Raw genomic sequence first — 18,509 nt, 5'->3', positions numbered from 1 at the left:
ATTGATGTATCAAATATTTTTTACCCCACCCTAACCCTCCCCTTTACAAGGCTGCGGTGTACACAGAAGTCTTATAAAGTTGCCTAGTAGCGTTTTGATCCCCCCTAACCCCCCTTAAAAAAGGGGGAACTAGAATCAAAGTCCCCCTTTTTTCTAGCGTAGCGGCGCGTCAGCGCGGGGATTTAGGGGGATCAGAGGATTTGTGTGTACACCGCAGGGGGATTAAGGGGGGGGTAATAATGTAATTAAAATTACAGCCAATCACTTTTCAAACAACCTCTTAAAGTAGACTGAATCAATAAGCCTTTCAACCCAATTCAAGTGGGTTTTAGCTATTAGCCTCAAAATTATTTGAGGGCGGGATATTGGGCTAATAAAATCAATCGAACTCACGTTAATTTTGATAAGTCGTGGGTGTTCAGATCCCCGACTTCGCAAAAGTTGTCGAGGATCTAGGAAGTTTCAAACCGTGATAAAAATGCACACAGATAAAATTTACCTGTGTGCATCAATAATTTATTAAAATTTAATATTTAGTATGTGGGTACTGATGGATCAACTTCCTTACTCCAAGCCAGAATTCCACCTTTGACGTTTGTACCATCAATTCCTGCTTGCTTGAGAATTCCCAAAGCTTTTGCAGAACGCATACCTGATTTACAATGGACAATCAAGCGATGACCATTGACTAATTCCTGAACTTTATTCACACCCTCACCATTTTCGATATCAGGTAAAGGTACTAATACAGAACCAGGAATCTTAGCAATTTCATATTCATGTGGGTTGCGGACATCCAGCAGTACAAAATTGTCACTACCGCCATCCAACAACTGCTTTAATTCCTGTACAGTCATTTCGGAAAGTTCCATCTGCTGTTTCGCCTCCTCTGCTTGCGCTTGTGGAATACCACAGAATTGTTCGTAATCTATCAACTTTTCAATTACTGGGCGTATTGGGTTGGGACGCAATTTCAATTCGCGGAATTTCATTTCTAAGGCATTGTACAGCAGTAAGCGTCCACTTAAAGTATTGCCCTGACCCATAATAATTTTAACGGTTTCTGTTGCCTGGATGACGCCAATCATTCCCGGTAAAATTCCCAAGACGCCGCCTTCTGCACAAGAGGGAACCATTCCTGGTGGTGGGGGTTCTGGATATAAATCACGGTAATTTGGCCCACCCTCGTAATTAAATACCGTTGCTTGACCTTCAAAACGGAAAATGGAACCGTAGACGTTGGGTTTATCTAACAATACACAAGCATCGTTGACAAGATATCGCGTGGGGAAATTATCAGTTCCATCAACGACAACATCATAAGGTTTAACAATATCAAGGGCGTTTTCGGAACTTAGGCGAGTTTCGTAAAGATCAATCTGACAATAGGGATTAATTTCGAGAATGCGATTCTTGGCTGATTCAATCTTGGGTTTACCCACCCAAGAAGTACCGTGAATCACTTGACGTTGGAGGTTGGAAGTATCAACAACATCGAAATCAACAATACCGATGCGTCCAATACCCGCCGCCGCCAGATATAAAAGTAACGGTGAACCTAGTCCACCTGTACCGATACAGAGTACACTAGCGGCTTTGAGACGCTTTTGCCCTTCTAATCCTACTTCCGGCAAAATTAAGTGTCGGGAGTAGCGTTCGTAATCGTCTTTCGTCAGCTGGATTTCATCCAAGTTCGGATTTAGCATAGCAGTTAGATGAGGAAGCGCGGACTTTTTATCCTACCCAAAAACGATACCCTTTGTGTCTTTGTATTTTTAGTGGTTTTTAAAATAACTTTTCAATTGTCTCTGGTTGGAAGTGGTGGTGATCATCAAGACACCAGCTGTTGATCTCAGCAGCTTTACCATTTTGTACAGAAACAATGATGTATGAGTATTCTTGCCAAGCACACTGTCGGTCAAATTCTGAGGGAATTGCTGGATAGTCGGGATGAGAGTGATAAATACCTATTATATCGATAGAACGTATCCGTGCTGCTTTTTGTGCTTGTAACATGACTTGAGGTGCGATCGCATACCTGCGCTTTTTTTCAAATGTGATTTCCTCACCAGGAAAATCTAGCGCCGCTTCAGCACTCCAAGCATTCTCTGTGGGCATAATTTCTACTACAGTTTTATCATCATTGCCACGATGACCAAAAATAATCCCACAGCATTCCTCTGGGTAAGTAGTTTCGGCGTGACTATTGATGGTTTGCAAATTTTGGGGAGTAAGTTTAATCATACTGTATGGGCGTGACGCGCCCTGCGCGGCTTCTAGCAGAGTACGGTCGTTCGCCCCTACTTGATTATCTATGACTAAGTTTATCGATGAACAATTCTAGGAGTTCTTTGGCTTCAACTGTTTTGCTGACCAGGCGATCATAATCAGAAGAATCAAGCATATCTAACTCATAACACAGCAAGAGATAATACTCTACCTCAATAGCTGCATCCTTCGCCGTTTCTAAAAAATTAACTTGATCTTCTCTATCTTCGCGATTGCATCCCTGGGCTATTTTAATGGGGATTGCGGAACAGGCTAAACGTATTTGTTGCGTTAACCCCAGTAATTCTTCTTCGGGGAAAGACTGGGTAGTTTCATAGACTGCAACTGTTAACTCATGGGCTTTTTCCCATTCTTTGAGTTCTCTGAAGTCTGTCATTTTGATTGTATACCCCTAAAAAATAGTAGGGTGGGCAGTACCCACCCTACTACTATGCCATTCGATGGGGGCTAGTGGTAGTTGTTAGGTGTTTGTTATTTGGGTAATGAATTTACTGTTATCAATAACCTCTTAACCCAATAGCTACGCTAAGGTGTTTATGAAATCTGACGCTATTTATTACAATCAGGAGAATAAAGCTCATTTTCAAGCAATTATTTATAATAACTAAATCACATGCCACCTTTACCTACATACACTCAACAACCTAAGACAGAAACCTACACTGAAATTATAGATGTTCGCTCTCCCAGAGAATTTAGCGAAGATCATATTCCTGGCGCAATCAATTTACCTGTACTAAATAATTCCGAACGCACAGAAGTAGGAACTATATATAAACAGATAAACACGTTTCAAGCCAGAAAAGTTGGTGCAGCTTTGGTAACAAAGAATATCTCTGAGCATATCACTCAACACTTTGCCAAAAAAGAAAAGAGCTATCATCCTCTTGTGTATTGCTGGCGGGGTGGACAGCCTTCTTTAAGTATGGCTTTAGTACTTGGTCAAATTGGTTGGCGCGTAACTCTACTTGAAGGTGGCTATAAAACTTATCGTGCTTATGTGCGTCAACAAATAGAAGAATTACCCAAAAAATTTACTTACAAAATACTGTGTGGTTTAACTGGTAGTGGTAAGACCTACATTTTAAGGCAAATGCGTGAGCGCGGCACTCAAGTATTAGATTTGGAAAATTTGGCTCAACATCGTGGTTCTGTATTTGGTGAAGAATGGCAAGATAAACTTTCACCCCAACCTACTCAAAAGTACTTTGAATCACTACTATTGCAACAACTACAAGGTTTTCATCCTAATCAGCCAGTTTGGATAGAGTCAGAAAGTAGAAAAATAGGTAAAGTTTATTTACCGAAGTCTTTGTGGGAGAAAATGAAACAGGCTTGTTGTGTAGATATTCAACTACCAATCACTGCAAGAGTCAAGTTTCTTTTGCAAAAATATTCGCACTTTGTAGAATATCCTGATATTTTAAAAGCAAAGTTGGAAAGACTCAAAGATCGCTATGGCTGGGAAAAATTAAATCAGTGGTATCAATTAATTGATGCTGAGAAGTGGGAATTATTCATCAAAGATATTTTATCTAATCACTACGATCCAACCTATCGCAGGTCAATTCAACGAAATTTTAGTAATTTCAAAGAGATGCGATATCTCTACGATTTATCTGATGAGAGTATACACGCGTTGTTAGATTTAAGTTTGTAGCTGTAGGGGCGAAGCATTTGTGCCAATATTGATAGCCAAAATTATCATTTTTCTACACAAATGCTTCGCCCGTAAGCGCAGAGGTTCGCAGAGTTTTTCAGAATTATATTCGTTACGAACTTGTGAAATGTTGTACTAATACCATTTCCATATGAAGATGGTACCTCCCCTTGGTAAGGGGAGGTTGGGAGGGGTTAAAATAATGTGCAGCTTTACAGAGAATTGGTATAAGTTAATTCCCTATTTCCCAATCCCCAATCCCCGTTCTCCCAACAGCTGCTTTAAAGCTTCTGGAATATTTATCGCTTTATCTAAACCACGCACATCTTCCCACTCTAAATTTTCATTCCAAATCATTTTTTCTAGGTTGGCGTCGCTGAGGTCTGCGCCACCTAAAATTGCATAACTCAGGTTTGTGTAGCTGAGATCAGCGCCACTGAGGATTGCACCACTCAAGTTACTACCACTGAGGTTAGCGCTGCTGAGGTTGGCGTAACTTAGGTCAGTAGCTAAGAGAATAGCGTCGCTGATGTCTGCACCACTAAGATCAGCTTCGTTGAGAATCACGCCACTGAGATCGGCTTCGTTGAGAATAACATTAGTCAGGTCTACACCACCAAGATCTGCACCCAGAAGAATGGCGCTTTTAAGATTAGCACCGTTGAGTTTAGCACCGTTGAGTTTGGCATAGCTGAGATCGGCACAGATGAGAATGGCATTTGTGAGGTTTGTGCTAAAAAGGATGGTATCGCTGAGGTTAGTGCCTTTGAGATTAGCATGATTGAGGTTTGCACCACTCAGGTCAGCACGGCAAAGATCAGCATAGTCAAGGTTAGCACCGTTGAGGTTCGCATCACTGAGATTAACACCAAAGAGAATCGCGTGATTCAGATAGCTACTGTTGAGTTTTGCATCCCTCAGATTAGCACTGGTTAAGTTAGCATGGCTAAGATCGGCACCACTGAGGTTAGTGCTGCTGAGATCAGCGTGACTAAGATCAGCACGGTAAATATCAGCACTACTAAGGTTCGCACCACTGAGATTTGTACTGCTAAGATCAGCACACCTGAGATTAGCACCACTGAGGTTCGCACCACTGAGATTAGCATCGCCAAGGTTGACAGCGCTGAGATTAGCACCACTAAAGTTAACACCAGTCAGATTTGCATCCCCAAGATAAGCACCACTGAGGTTCGCACCACTAAAGTTAGCACCAGTCAGGTTCGCATCCCCAAGATAAGTGCCACTAAAGTTGTTACCTTTGAGGAATCCCCCAACAACATTAGCAAAATTACCAATTTCGATCGCATCGCTATAATTAATGACACGTAGGAGTCGAGATGTAAAAAAAATATCTTTGTACCGTTGACCAGAGGGATAAAAAATTATTTGGTTTTTGATGTCATCTTGCTGTTGGGCATAACGATGCAATTCCAACAGTAAAATCAACACATTCAGTCCTGTATTGATGTCTACCTGTCGTAGTCCGATCGCAAGATTTTGTGCTTGCAACTGCAACATCTTTTTCTGTGGTAAGTTTTCACTGGGTACTGCATCTATAAATACCCCCTCACACCAACGACTATAAAAATCTGCTAAACGCTGAAATAACAGTACAGGTCGAAAATTATTACTAGCAATCAACCTCTGCATTACTGTTTCGACAATTTCAATCTTGAATGCAGTATTTCCCAATAACTCATAAATATTCTCATCTAACTGGCGATCGCTTGTTTGGAAATCCAATCTATCGCTAGTTTTTGTCCATTCTTCCAAACCTTGTTGCAATTGTTCAGGCGATCGCAGTTCTTTGTAATTATTTTGAGCATTGTTACTTTCTACTAAAGTAAAAACCCCTTCGAGTTCAAGACCCGTTAAATTTGATATTTCTTGTTCTTCGATTTTTCTAACATAACTTACCAAACGCTTCCACACTTGATATAATAGTGCCATATATGTATCCGTTAATACTATCAACCAAATAATGTTTATTCCTAAATATCGGACTTTTCTGTAAAAAAATGGTTATAAAATAAATTTATTTTTAGTATAATTTTATACATATACTTATTTAAGCTATTACTCAATGTTCTCGTCTGATTTCAACAAAAATGTCTGCTTAAAAACGTTTTCGTTTTTCATGAACTCCAAGCCGTCTGATTGAGTTGTTATATTAACTTGTCAGCCTCTTTAATTTGGTCAAATATCAAAACAATAGATTCTGTTTGCTACAGATATAGTTGTTAGCAAAAATACTACAGTAAAACATTGCAGAAAAGCTCATCAATGTCATTAACAGCTAACATAAAAGTTTCTTGCTTGATATTCAGCGTTAATATGAGTTGTCATCTGCCAAGAGTCTAAGTTTTATTGAAGAATATTTTTGATAAACCGTGGCAAGTCAGCCAATAGTAGTAGTAAGGACATTTTGCCTTGCAAGTATTAGAAATGAGATAATGAACGAAGCCAGGAATTTTCGGATGAAGAGATTAACTTATTATGTTGTTGCTTTACCTAGTTTGTTTTTAGGAATAGTCATCGCTAGCGCCAAAACACTGGCTATGGAAGCGAGGAATCAGGAGAAAGAGAAAGTCGTCTCTGTGTCTGGTAAAATTGCCATGCCGATGTCTTCTTCTCCTCTACCTTTATCCAAGATTTGGGTGATCAAAAACGATCAACAATCACAGCGTCAATCTTTCATTTGGGTAAAAGATACTCAAAAAATTGAGCAGCAGCCTTTTTTACTGATCGCGAAAGATTCAGAAAAGCCGGATAAAGATAAACCAGAAAAACCAGAGAACAAACCCGATTCTACTTCCAAACCATCGAAAAAAGAAGACTTGGAAGAGTTTAACACAGTCATCAAAAATACTCGAAAGCAGCAAGGTTTATTTACTATTTACCGCAACAAAGAAGACAATAAAATATATCTAGAGATTAAACCAGAGCAACTAAAGAAAAATTTTCTTGCCACAGCAACCTTAGAATCAGGTATTGGTGAAGCTGGTATCTACAGTGGTATGCCTTTGCAGGATTTTTTGTTTTATTTCGAGCGCGTTAATAATAAATTAAACTTTGTTGTCCGCAACGTCAATTTTCGTACTCGTGAAGGAGATCCCCAGGCGCGATCGCTAGCGCGGTCATTTAGTGACTCAGTTCTCTATTCTATAGATATCAAAAGCATTCATCCCCAAAGCAAATCAATTTTAATCGATCTCAGTGATTTGCTACTGACAGATATAGCAGGATTAACCTCAAGTTTGGGATTACCTGGAAGTGCTGATGAATCTTATTTTGGCAACGCCAAAGCTTTCCCGCAAAATGTCGAAATTGAATCTGTGATGAATTTCTCTGGTAGTGGCGATGACGAAGATGAGGAAACACAAAGCTTCATTACCGTACCAGATAGCCGTGGCTTTACCTTACGCGTTCACTACAGTCTATCTCAACTCCCAAATAATAATTACCAACCCCGGCTAGCAGACGATCGCATTGGCTATTTTATCACCGCCTACCAAGACTTATCTAACGATGAGCGCAAAGAACCGTTTGTTCGCTACATTAACCGTTGGCATTTAGAAAAACAAGATCCCACAGCCTCTATTTCTCCACCCAAAAAACCGATAGTCTTTTGGATTGATAACGCCGTACCTCTAGAATATCGCGCTGCCATTACAGAAGGCGTCTTGATGTGGAACAAAGCCTTTGAAGCAGCAGGATTTAAAGATGCAATCCAAGTCAAACAAATGCCGGATAATGCTAAATGGGAACCTGCGGATATCCGTTACAACACAATTCGCTGGATCAACACCGTAGATGGATATTTTGCCATGGGGCCTTCCCGCGTCAATCCACTCACAGGAGAAATATTAAACGCCAGTATTTTAGTAGATGCAAGTTTTGTCCGCGCCCTGAAAAACGAGTATCGTCAAATTATCCAACCCAACCAGCAAAAAAACAGAACTTCCTTAACAGCATTAATGCAAAATCGCTTGCTTTGTACCAATGGTTTAGAAGCAAACCAAAACCCAGCCAAATCAAAGCTATTTGCCAAACATTTATCGAAACTAGCTGGAGAGTATGACCTTTGTTACGGTATGGAAGCTGCTAACCAATTTGCTTTTGGTTCTCTTGCAATGTCACTTCTGCAACAAACGCCTCCTACTGATGATCAGGTGAAAAATTATATCCATCAATATTTAAGGTTAATTATTGCTCACGAAGTCGGACATACTCTGGGGTTACGCCACAATTTCCGTGGTAGCACGATGCTGACACCAGAACAACTGAACAACACAGATGTTACCCGCAACAAAGGGCTAGTTTCATCTGTAATGGACTATATTCCCCCAAATCTTGCACCTAAAGGTCAAAAACAAGGAGATTATTTTCCTAACATAGTTGGGCCTTATGATGACTGGGCAATTCAATATGGCTACACCCAATTTTCAGCCGCAACTCCCACAGCCGAAAAACCATTTTTGACTGAAATTGCCGAAAAATCAGACCAGCCAGAATTGAGCTATGCTACAGATGAAGACATGTACGACCTAGATCCGACTGCTGACGCTTGGGATAACAGCAACAACGTTCTGCTTTATTCTCAATGGCAGTTAGAAAATGCCCGGATTATGTGGGATCGTCTCAACCAGCGTGGCCCTGTCGATGGCGATAGCTATAGCGATGTCAGAGAACAATTTGGTACAGTATTGGGAAATTATTTCCAAAATATTTTTTACGCGACAAAATACATTGGTGGACAGTCTTTTTATCGAGTTCATCCTGATGATAAAGAAGGAAAACTACCCTTCCAAGCAGTACCATTAGAAAAACAACGGCAAGCATTAGCGCTTTTGCAAAAGTATGTCTTTGCCGAAAATGCTTTTAACTTCTCACCAGATTTGCTGAATAAATTAGCCCCATCCCGTTGGCGACATTGGGGTAGTAGTCCCCGTATCGGTCGCTTAGACTATCCGATTCATGAATGGGTATTGTTCATGCAAAGTCTAGTGTTGTGGGATTTGCTTTCAGGCGATCGCCTTTCCCGCCTCAAAGACATGGAATACAAAAATCAAACCGAAAATTCCCTGAGCTTACCTGAGCTATTTGATACTCTGCAAAATGGCATTTGGACAGAAGTATTAAAACCCCAAGGCAAAACCATCAAGATTTCTAGCTTACGTCGAGGCTTACAGCGCCGATATGTGGAAACTCTCAATGAAATGGTGTTGCGAAAACAAGAAGTTCCAGAAGATGCCCGGACTTTAGCTTGGTATAATTTGAAAAAATTATCCGAAAAACTAGATAATGTTCGTGGTGGTGACGAATATACCAAAGCACATTTACTAGAGACACGCGATCGCATCAAGAAAGTTTTGGATGCACCTTTGCGGGGGAATTAGAGAAGAAGATAGGGAGTGTGGGGAGAAAGCTTTCATACATCCCTAATCAAACTCCTTCTCAATGAAGTGTATTAAAAAGTGTTATTGGCTTGATCAAGATAGTAAAGGCATAGTATGCTGATCAATAGCAGTTTTCTCTTGCCAGATAAAATTGCCTATTTCCATAGTCTTTAGATACCTAATTGAGGAGGAAAAATGTGGAATTTAAGCAAGCTCCAGAATTTATACTCTCAAACAGTCACCGTTAATATTCAAAATGGAAAACTAGGTAAAAATGTAGAAACATCAAATGTGGCTTTGGGGAATGCAACGCTTTCAGTTCCCAATCAAGGAGATGTTATTTTTACTGACGTTGGTAGTAAAAGACCACCCGGAGTTTCTTCGGGAGATTGGTTTGTCGAGATTACTTATAAAGATAAAAAATGGGCATACTCCTATGGCGGAGGCGGTAATTTAACAGCAATAATTAATCAAGATGGTTCATTAACGCTGAATCCAATTACTGGGAAGATAACTTCCATTCAATAAATAATCACCATTTTTTGAATTGTTTTGACATTCCCACTCCCTCAAGGAGTGGGAGTAATAATTGAAGATAGAGGGTAGTTTATTACAAATATTTTCTCACACACGCTGATTACGATAAAGGTAAATGGAAAAATGACGCTTACTTTTGATCAAAATGCTTATCGCAATCTCTTGGCGGAGGTTACTCCTACAGCAATTGAAACAGAACAAGAGTACGAACGTGTTTTGCAAGTAGTAGAACAGCTAACTTTTAAGAAAAATCGCACGATTGAAGAGCAAATCTTACACAAGTTACTAGTAATATTGGTTGAAGCATATGAAACGCAAAATTATCCGATGGATGAATCTGCGCCTCATGAGATTCTCCAACACATTATGGGAGCCAGTGGAACTCGTCAAGCTGATTTAGTAGGTATTATTGGCTCAAGTGGTGTAGTGTCAGAAGTTGTGAATGGTAAACGTTCGATCAGCAAGGCACAAGCCAAAGCCCTTGGCGATTATTTCAAAGTATCGCCTAGCCTATTCATCTAATTACAAGATTACAACAAATCAGTCAAAGAAAACTGTCGTTGTTTATCTAATTCTTGCAAGCGCAATTTATCTGCATAAAAAGCTTGATAATATGATTGCCAACGCTCAGGTTCAGCTTTATGATCAGTTTGTTCCCACAATTCCAAAAAATGACGATAACGTTTTTCTCTCAATACTCGTTCCATACAAGCAGTCGTCGCTTGAACAACATGGGGAGTACGTAATATTTCTTTCTTATTTTTTTCATTGAGCTGAAACAAATGGGAAACCAAGGCCATTTCTTCAGCAAATTCCAAACATTTGTCTTGCACCATTGAGATTAAATCATCTTCTAAGATATCAGATGAAAGTTCTAAAATTTGTCGCCACAAAAAGCGATGGTGCGAAAGACTAAATTGCAAATCTCGTTCTTCTAAAGCATCATTGATGGCTTGGCGCTGTTCGGGACAATGCAGATATATTCGCAGTAATAAAGCTTCTGCTTGTTCTAGTAGACTTTTTTCTGAAGTGATAGAAGTTTTTTTATTTGTTTGTGTTGATAAATCTTGGTTTTGTCTGTAGTGCGATCGCGATATAACTCTAATATTATTCTGAGGCGCAACTTGAGTCAAAAGATTTTCAACTCGCAACGGTACTAATCTGGCGTCTCCTAAAGCTAATATTTCCGCACAATAAGAAACGTAATAATTAAGCGTATCAATATTAGTAATGTTTTTGAGTAATTTAACTAATTGCTGCGAAACTTGCTGAAAATCTGTAGCTTGTTTTAAGTCCCGATCTTTTGTGATTTGCTGAATTTGCCAATTTAACCACAAAGGTGCATTCGCTAACAGTTGTTGATAATCTGTGGATGTATGGGTATGTAAGTATTCATCGGCGTCTTTACCATCGGGTAAATTGAGAATTTTTAGTTGTACTTCGCCCTTGTACGCCAGTTCCGCAATTTCTCCTATCGCCCTTTCGGCGGCGATATTACCAGCTTTATCGGCGTCAAAGTTGAGTATTAGTTGTTTCGAGTCGGTGTAGCGTAATAATAACCGTACTTGATCTATACTGAGGGCAGTACCCAAAGAAGCAACAGCGTGATTAATTCCAGCCGCATGAAGGGCGATCGCATCAAAATATCCTTCTACCACTACGGCTTGATCAACTTGAGAAATACCAGCTTTGGCTTTGTCAAGAGCAAATAAAGTTTTACCCTTATTAAATAGTTCAGTTTCTGGCGAGTTAAGATACTTCGGTTGTTCATCTGCCAAAGTTCTACCGCCAAAAGCAATCACCCGTCCCATGACATCGTGAATCGGAATCATTAGGCGATCGCGAAACACATCATAATATCCACTGTTTTCTTTGCGGGGTTTAATTAATCCGGCTTTCTCCACCAACTGCACCGGATAACGTTTATCTTCTACTAAATAACGGTAGAGAGTTTCCCAAGCCGCAGGAGCATAACCCAAGTTAAACTGCACAATAGTCTCGTCTTGCAATTGGCGCTTTTGTTGGAGATACTCAAGGGCGACTTGTCCTTGGGTTTGTCTGAGAGCATGTTGATAAAATTGAGCAGTAGAAGCGAGAATTTCGTAGAGTTGCGATCGCTCTGATAATTGTCTTTGTAACTCCTGTCTTTGTTCTGGTTCGAGAGTTTGCACAGGAACTTGGTAACGTCGCGCCAAATCCAGCACCACTTCCGCAAAAGAATGCTTATGCAAGTCCATGAGAAACTTGATCGCATTCCCCCCAGCTTGACAGCCAAAACAGTAATACATTTGCTTTGTAGGGCTGACGGTAAAACTGGGGGATTTTTCGTCATGGAAAGGACACAAACCCACAAAATCTTTACCACGCCTGCGTAAAACAACGTGTTCCGAGATCACATCATAAATGTCAGCCCGTTGTTTAATTTCCTCTATAGTGTCTGGGTGTAGGCGAGGAGTGTACATGTTGGGGATTGGGGATTGGGGAAGGTGGGGTCCCCTGGAGGGGATAAGGGGAAGGTAGGGGTCCCCTGGAGGGGATAAGGGGTAATGGAGATTGGGGAGCATCCCAATTTTTTCAATATACCGCAAAGGGTTTAAACCCTTTGCTCATAGCACAAGTCGGATGAATACGACTCAAATAGACCAAGCAGTCTGCTTAAGCAGACTTTAGCGATTTCAATCGCAGGCGGGTTTTTTGAACATTTGGGATGCTCCCGGAGATTGGGGATTGTAAATAATCAGCAAATATAGCACTTCTGACTCGATTGCAATACAGTCGGAATCCCACCCCGGCTTTGCTGACGCAAAACCTCCCCTCCCCGCTTGCGGGGAGGGGATTAAGGGGTGGGGTACGTATTGGACACAAACTGCTATAACCAATGACCAATGACAACTGATCGCTATTATATTCTTGTTCCCAAGCCAATAATGATGTATTCAATTACTTACCTGAGATTTTATAAGAGGAAATACTGAAAATGGGACGTGTTTTTCTTTCCGCAGCCCACGGAGGCAAAGAAACGGCTGGAATTGATCCAGGTTCGGTGGCTGGAGGTACAACAGAAGCCAGAGAAATGATTTTATTGCGTGATTTAATTTTGACAGAACTGAGGGCGCGCAGTTTTGAAGTTTTATCAGTTCCTGATGACTTGAGTGCCAAGCAAACAATAGATTGGATCAATTCTCGTGTTCGTCGTGGTGATGTTGCGTTGGAAATTCATACTGATGGTGCTAGTAGCCCTTCTGTGCGTGGGGCTAGTGTTTTTTACATTGCTAACAATGATGAACGCAAAAGCAATGCAGAATTGGTATTAATGGGGTTACTACGCCGCGTTTCACAATTACCTAACCGAGGAGTGAAACCAGACACAAATTCGGGTTTGGGTAGTTTAGCATTTTGTCGCCAGACACAAGCGCCTGCTTTGTTAATGCAAGTTGGTTTTTTGAGTAATCCAGAAGATCGTGGTTTACTACAAAATCGCCGTCGTGATTTTGCTGTGGGTATAGCTGATGGAGTCGCTGCTTGGAGTCGTAGTGTTGACCCTGGTTCAGCAGGCAGTGAACCAACTTACCCTGCAATTAATATTAACATTAATGGACAAAAATATTCTGAGCAAGGGATATTAGTTGACGGTAATGCTTACATCCCGATTGACTTAGTGGATCGCTTGCAAATTGATCTATCAAAAGCACCAAATGTCCGCCGCATTACCTATCGTCGAGTTGTTTATGTTAAAGCTATTGAACTACGAGAATTTCATGTTTCTATCAGTTGGGACAGTGCTAGTCGTACCGTAACTTTACGTTCCAACTTAGTAATTTGCTCTGGTCAAGTTGACAAAATCATGTCTCATGGTAATGCTTCAGAAGTGCAGCTACAAATATTTCTGAAAAATAACAATGAAAATGCCTTCGTCAAGTTTCCTGACATCGGCAAACTCTATCGGGAAGAAGCCACAATCGAAGGGGTTAACTATGACATTGCTTTCTGTCAAATGTGTGTAGAAACAGGTTTTTTACGCTTTGGCGGTGATATTAAATTAGAACAAAATAACTTTGCAGGTTTAGGGACAATTGGTGGAGGTAGTGAAGCAGCAAGTTTTGAAAGTGCCAGAATTGGTGTGAGGGCGCATATTCAACATTTGAAAGCTTACGCCAGTTTAGAACCTCTGGTACAGGATGTGGTAGATCCAAGATTTCGTTTTGTTACCCGTGGGATCGCCCCTTTACTAGGTCAATTATCAGGGCGATGGTCAGCAGATTTAAATTATGGCGATAAGATCATAGCGATGCTCAAACGTCTGTATGAATCAGCAGGATTGATGTAGAAAAAATTTATTTACCTTTTATTTTGAAAATATCTGCATATCAATCTACCAGGATCAATATCATCAAATGGCACAATTTTTCCATCTGCTTCAAGTTTATTTTGATCACGACAGTTGTAAACTTCGAGGGGTCTTTTGACTCCATCTACACTGACAATTGCTCTATATTCCCAATAATTTTTGGCACTGCGTTTAATACTAATAATACAAATTTGATGTCCTTGAAAATTTCGACAAACAGAAGCTTGAACAGGAGGTGTGACAGAGAAAAAAAGTATTATTGCTAGACAAAAAATGATACAAGCTGATAAATATTTAATTTGCATGATGATAAGTATAATTTAGTTAACTGAGCTTAAGATTGATCGCGACTTTCAACTCAATCAGGTAAAATTCCTATCCCCAATCCTTAATCCAGAACTTTACCATGAAACCTTCAACTCTCGATTCCAAAGAATTTGACCAGCATTTTTCTGGGACACTTTCAGATTACCTAAGTGCGATCGCTTGGTCGTCTCAAGATACAATACTCGCTGTGGCTTCTTCTGCTGGGGAAGTCGCACTCTGGCAAAATGACGAGTTAACTACTTTGCAAACTAGCAATGATAATTCTGTTGATTGTCTTGCTTTTTCTCACGATGGACAATTCTTAGCTGCTGGTGGACAAGATGGTCAGGTCAAAATCTGGCAAGGAACTGAATTAATTGCTACTTTAGAAAATGCTCCTGCTTGGGTTGATCAACTAGCTTGGAATCCTCACAATCACCAGTTAGCTTTTAGCTTGGGGCGACGTGTGCAAATATGGAATGCTGATACTCGCAAAATTGTCGTAATTCTCAATTTTGAGTTTTCATCAGTATTGGGTATTGATTGGCGTAGCGACGGAAAATACTTAGCTATCGGTGGTCATCAGGGTATAAAAGTATGGAATTGCCGAGATTGGAATCAAGAACCATACAGCCTAGTAATACCTTCTGTTAGTCTGGCTATGGCATGGTCGCCTGATGGCAAGTATCTGGCTTCTGGTAATATGGATCGCACTATCACTGTAGTGGAAAGTCAGTTATTAGTCTCTGGTAATGATCCTCAGCCTTGGATAATGCGCGGCTTTCCTGGTAAAATTCGCGAAATCGCTTGGTCTAGTGTTGGCGATCAAAATAGTGTACCGATATTAGCTTGCTGTAGCGTTGACGGTATTGTTGTTTGGCAAAAGTCCTTAGATGAGTCTCTAGGTTGGGAAGCAACTGTATTAACCAATCATGTAGATATCATTAATGCGATCGCCTTTGCACCAAAAAGTTTTCTTCTCGCATCTGCGGGTTCTGATGGCTGGATTTGTCTGTGGAAAGATGCTAATCAAGTATCGCAAATTCTCACAGGCGCATCAAATGGTTTTTCATGTTTAGCTTGGCATCCGCAAGGTAAGCTAATAGCTGCTGGTGGTAAAGAAGGTGAATTATTTATTTGGGCGAAAACACTATAGCAATCCTATATGATTTGTGAAAATCGCAAAGCTCAGATCCCCGACAACTCTTGTGAAGTTGGGGATCTAATTTTTCATAAATGATTTATGTTATAGTCCTATGGGGGTTTTTTTTACCAATTTTATGAACATAATCAAAGTAATTTTACTTGCTTTTCCTGTAGTCCTTGCTTCTATGGTGGCGGTAGTAAATCCGGCGGCTGCATCTTCTCTTCAGCCTGCACCTGCTGTCACACAACAGATGACATTGGTGTCTGCACAACCTGTTCACCAATGGATTGCACCCAACTTATCTAGTGATTCTCAATCAATCATTGATCAACTTGGTTGCAATTGTGCTAGCTGTGTGCAAGCTAAACTTCAGATGGAAGGCAAACTTTCACTGGCTGATTTACTTTAAGTTTTATCAAATAAACTACTACAAGCATTGCCAACCTGGCTGGGGAGTTATGAATCAGTACATAACTCCTTATTTTTTTGTCGCGCCAACACCAGACTCATTAAACTATTAACTAAGCGATCGCGTGATAAAGGAATCATTTCTTGACCGTATAGCATCTCTTGCACGATGACATGAGATACCAAAGCACCAAAAAAAATTTGAGCGATCGCCTGTGGATCATCTACGTTTAATTCTGGGTGATCAGCAAAATATTTAATCAATAATTTTTTACCCTGCTGAATCACTGTGTGAGTATAAAGTTTTGCTAATTCGGGAAAATTTTCTGACTCTGCCAAAATTAATCGCAACAAAGGCACATAATCAGGATTATCTACAAGTTTAGTAAAAAATATTGTAGTTAGTTCACGTAAAAACACTGAAGGTTCATCTTTGAATTCGCTATCACGAAATACGCTCTGAAAATTCCCTATAGTCATCCTTTCTATCAACGCTTTGAACAGTCCCTTTTTATCTTGAAAGTTACTATATATAGTTTGCTTAGAAACTCCTGCTTCCGCACTCACTCGATCCATACTCGTGCCAGCATAACCTGATCTTAAAAATACACGCATGGCTCCTTGTAATATTTGCTCCTGCTTTTGCGTGACAACAGGTGATTCATTTATTACCAAGGTTGTAGATTCCGGGAAAGAAGTTTGCGACATAGAGGTTAAATTTTTTGGCTATTTCTTGCTATATCATACTAAACTGTCTAGTATGATGAATATTCTCACAGAAACTTGGTGGAAATGGAAATAAACATCACGCGAGTTACGAAATCTTTGCGCCTTTCCCCGAACTCCATCAATCAACGTTGCGTGTTGAATTAATAGGGTAAAACCATGACTCAGACTGCACCCCAACCTACAGAAGGTCTTAAAGATGCTTCCTTACCAAAGAATAAAGAAAAGCATCGCAAAAAGCCAATACCTTTAATTATTGGGCTATTGCTGTTGGTAAGTGGGATTGGCTATGGAGTCTGGAGGTGGCTGCAACCACCAACAACAGAAGATGTACTTACATTCAGTGGCAGAATAGAAGGTTACGAAACTGATATTGGGGTGAAACAATCAGGGAGAATTGAGTCTATTTCAGTTCGAGAAGGTGTAGCAGTTAAGAAAGGACAGCAGTTAATTCAGTTAGATGATAGTACTGTCAAAGAACTGCAAGACCAACTACGAGGCGCACAGGCCCAGGTATCATCAGCCCAATCAGATGAACAGCAAGCGCTTGCAGATGTAGAGCGAGTTCAAGGAGAAATTAAACAAATTGATAGTCAAATTGAAGAAGCAAAATTGAATTTATTGCAGTCCCAAGGTAATACTCAAGGGCGGATCAAGCAAGCACAGGCTAATGTCGCCGCAGCTAAAGCCCAACTCGTGCAGGCACAAGCACAAGTCAAGCAGGCAGAAGCAGAAGTAAAATTAGCAAAAGTGAACCGCGATCGCTATGCCAAACTTGTAAACGACGGGGCGATTAATCAACAACAATTTGATCAAGCTCAAACCACATACGAAACCGCAGTCGCGACTGTAGAAGCCAAAAAAGCAGCAGTCAATGCAGCACGAGAACAGTTAAGCGCTACTGAAGGTGAACTAACGCAAGCCAAAACCACCGGGCTTAACCCTGATATCCGTAATGCTCAAATCGAAGCACTCAACAGACAACGACAACAAAGTCTTGCTCAATTAAAATCTGCTCAAGCCAAAGTTAAATCTGCTCAGGCAAAAATTAAAGATGTTCAAGCAGCAAAACAGCAAATCCTCACTCAAATTCAAGATGCTAAGAAAGACTTAAATGTTGTCAGTCCTCTGGATGGGGTAGTAACTGCTCGGAGTGCGGAACCGGGAGCTGTTGTCAGCAATCAAAGCAATATTCTCACTATTGTTGACCCCAAAACAATATATCTGCGTGGTTTTATTCCCGAAGGCGATATTGGTAATGTGCGTTTGGGACAAACCACTCAAATTTTCTTAGATTCTGCACCGAAAAAACCTCTGACAGGCAAAGTAATTTCTATTGATCCACAAGCTTCGTTTACACCAGAGAATATTTACTTCCAAAAAGATCGAGTCAGACAGGTTGTGGGTATTCGCATTAGTGTGGAAAATCCCAGTGGTTGTTTTAACCCCGAACAACCATACAATAACGGTAATTTACCCTGTGCCAAAATTGGGATGCCTGCGGATGGGAAGATTAATTTACAGGGAAGTTCATAGGTTTAGCCTGTTACACCTTTTGTGATTGGTAACTCAACTTTTGTAATTCGCAAACTAGCTTTTGCGATTTGTATAATCAACTTTTGTAATTCGTGAACTAGCTTTTGTAATTCGTGAACTAGCTTTTGTAATTCGCAAACTAGCTTTTGT

The 18,509-nt window shown here is 40.4% G+C and carries 15 protein-coding genes; 8 read left to right on the top strand and 7 right to left on the bottom strand.

Annotated features, from left to right (window positions below):
- Positions 1-533 precede the first annotated feature (533 nt).
- From moeB to AC5JMK_RS21670, 3 genes are all read right to left on the bottom strand, one after another.
- Positions 534-1,706 carry a molybdopterin-synthase adenylyltransferase MoeB gene (moeB, locus tag AC5JMK_RS21680; protein ID WP_096676380.1) on the bottom strand — a complete coding sequence of 391 codons (1,173 nt, stop codon included), beginning with the start codon at positions 1,704-1,706 and terminating at the stop codon, positions 534-536.
- Between the two features lie 79 nt (positions 1,707-1,785).
- Positions 1,786-2,244, bottom strand: coding sequence for a M67 family metallopeptidase (locus tag AC5JMK_RS21675; RefSeq protein WP_495911004.1), 459 nt, complete (start codon positions 2,242-2,244; stop codon positions 1,786-1,788).
- 64 nt (positions 2,245-2,308) lie between these two features.
- A complete protein-coding gene (locus tag AC5JMK_RS21670; RefSeq protein WP_096676382.1) occupies positions 2,309-2,665 on the bottom strand; it encodes a four helix bundle protein in 357 nt (118 codons plus the stop codon).
- A gap of 237 nt (positions 2,666-2,902) precedes the next feature.
- Between AC5JMK_RS21670 and mnmH the strand changes: the two genes are divergently transcribed.
- Positions 2,903-3,949, top strand: coding sequence for a tRNA 2-selenouridine(34) synthase MnmH (gene mnmH, locus AC5JMK_RS21665; RefSeq protein WP_096676383.1), 1,047 nt, complete (start codon positions 2,903-2,905; stop codon positions 3,947-3,949).
- A 240-nt stretch (positions 3,950-4,189) separates the two neighbouring features.
- Here mnmH and AC5JMK_RS21660 read toward each other — a convergent pair whose 3' ends face one another.
- Positions 4,190-5,902 (bottom strand): pentapeptide repeat-containing protein, encoded by a 1,713-nt coding sequence (locus tag AC5JMK_RS21660; RefSeq protein ID WP_495911003.1) that lies wholly within the window; start codon positions 5,900-5,902, stop codon positions 4,190-4,192.
- Between the two features lie 527 nt (positions 5,903-6,429).
- Between AC5JMK_RS21660 and AC5JMK_RS21655 the strand changes: the two genes are divergently transcribed.
- The 3 genes from AC5JMK_RS21655 to AC5JMK_RS21645 all read left to right on the top strand — a co-directional run bounded on the left by AC5JMK_RS21655 (position 6,430) and on the right by AC5JMK_RS21645 (position 10,410).
- A complete protein-coding gene (locus AC5JMK_RS21655) occupies positions 6,430-9,351 on the top strand; it encodes a zinc-dependent metalloprotease (protein WP_096679018.1) in 2,922 nt (973 codons plus the stop codon).
- A 195-nt stretch (positions 9,352-9,546) separates the two neighbouring features.
- A complete protein-coding gene (locus AC5JMK_RS21650) occupies positions 9,547-9,879 on the top strand; it encodes a hypothetical protein (protein ID WP_096676384.1) in 333 nt (110 codons plus the stop codon).
- A gap of 132 nt (positions 9,880-10,011) precedes the next feature.
- Positions 10,012-10,410 carry a helix-turn-helix domain-containing protein gene (locus tag AC5JMK_RS21645; RefSeq protein WP_096676385.1) on the top strand — a complete coding sequence of 133 codons (399 nt, stop codon included), beginning with the start codon at positions 10,012-10,014 and terminating at the stop codon, positions 10,408-10,410.
- Positions 10,411-10,418: 8 nt separating this feature from the next.
- Here the strand turns inward: AC5JMK_RS21645 and dnaG are convergent, their stop codons facing one another.
- Positions 10,419-12,350, bottom strand: coding sequence for a DNA primase (gene dnaG, locus AC5JMK_RS21640; protein WP_495911002.1), 1,932 nt, complete (start codon positions 12,348-12,350; stop codon positions 10,419-10,421).
- Between the two features lie 515 nt (positions 12,351-12,865).
- Here dnaG and tftA point away from each other — a divergent pair.
- Positions 12,866-14,215: a hormogonium tapered terminus morphoprotein TftA gene (tftA, locus tag AC5JMK_RS21635; RefSeq protein ID WP_096676387.1), complete on the top strand. Its 1,350-nt coding sequence runs from the start codon at positions 12,866-12,868 to the stop codon at positions 14,213-14,215.
- 11 nt (positions 14,216-14,226) lie between these two features.
- On the opposite strand, the gene AC5JMK_RS21630 is transcribed toward tftA, so the two are convergent.
- Complete coding sequence (locus tag AC5JMK_RS21630; RefSeq protein WP_495911001.1) at positions 14,227-14,541, bottom strand: hypothetical protein; 315 nt, start codon at positions 14,539-14,541, stop codon at positions 14,227-14,229.
- Positions 14,542-14,642: 101 nt separating this feature from the next.
- Here AC5JMK_RS21630 and AC5JMK_RS21625 point away from each other — a divergent pair, with 101 nt between their 5' ends.
- Together AC5JMK_RS21625 and AC5JMK_RS21620 are read left to right on the top strand one after the other, a co-directional pair.
- Entirely contained in the window at positions 14,643-15,698 is a 1,056-nt protein-coding gene (locus AC5JMK_RS21625) for a WD40 repeat domain-containing protein (RefSeq protein ID WP_495911000.1), read from the top strand.
- 124 nt (positions 15,699-15,822) lie between these two features.
- Positions 15,823-16,098 (top strand): hypothetical protein, encoded by a 276-nt coding sequence (locus AC5JMK_RS21620; RefSeq protein ID WP_495910999.1) that lies wholly within the window; start codon positions 15,823-15,825, stop codon positions 16,096-16,098.
- A gap of 47 nt (positions 16,099-16,145) precedes the next feature.
- On the opposite strand, the gene AC5JMK_RS21615 is transcribed toward AC5JMK_RS21620, so the two are convergent.
- A complete protein-coding gene (locus AC5JMK_RS21615) occupies positions 16,146-16,805 on the bottom strand; it encodes a TetR/AcrR family transcriptional regulator (protein ID WP_096676390.1) in 660 nt (219 codons plus the stop codon).
- A 177-nt stretch (positions 16,806-16,982) separates the two neighbouring features.
- On the opposite strand from AC5JMK_RS21615, the gene AC5JMK_RS21610 reads away from it, so the two are divergent.
- Positions 16,983-18,359: an HlyD family secretion protein gene (locus AC5JMK_RS21610; protein ID WP_495910998.1), complete on the top strand. Its 1,377-nt coding sequence runs from the start codon at positions 16,983-16,985 to the stop codon at positions 18,357-18,359.
- Positions 18,360-18,509: the final 150 nt, after the last annotated feature.

The sequence above is a fragment of the Pelatocladus sp. genome (genome assembly GCF_059505505.1).
The sequence above is the reverse complement of the archived record's forward strand: the minus strand, read 5'-3'. Positions and strand labels throughout refer to the sequence as shown.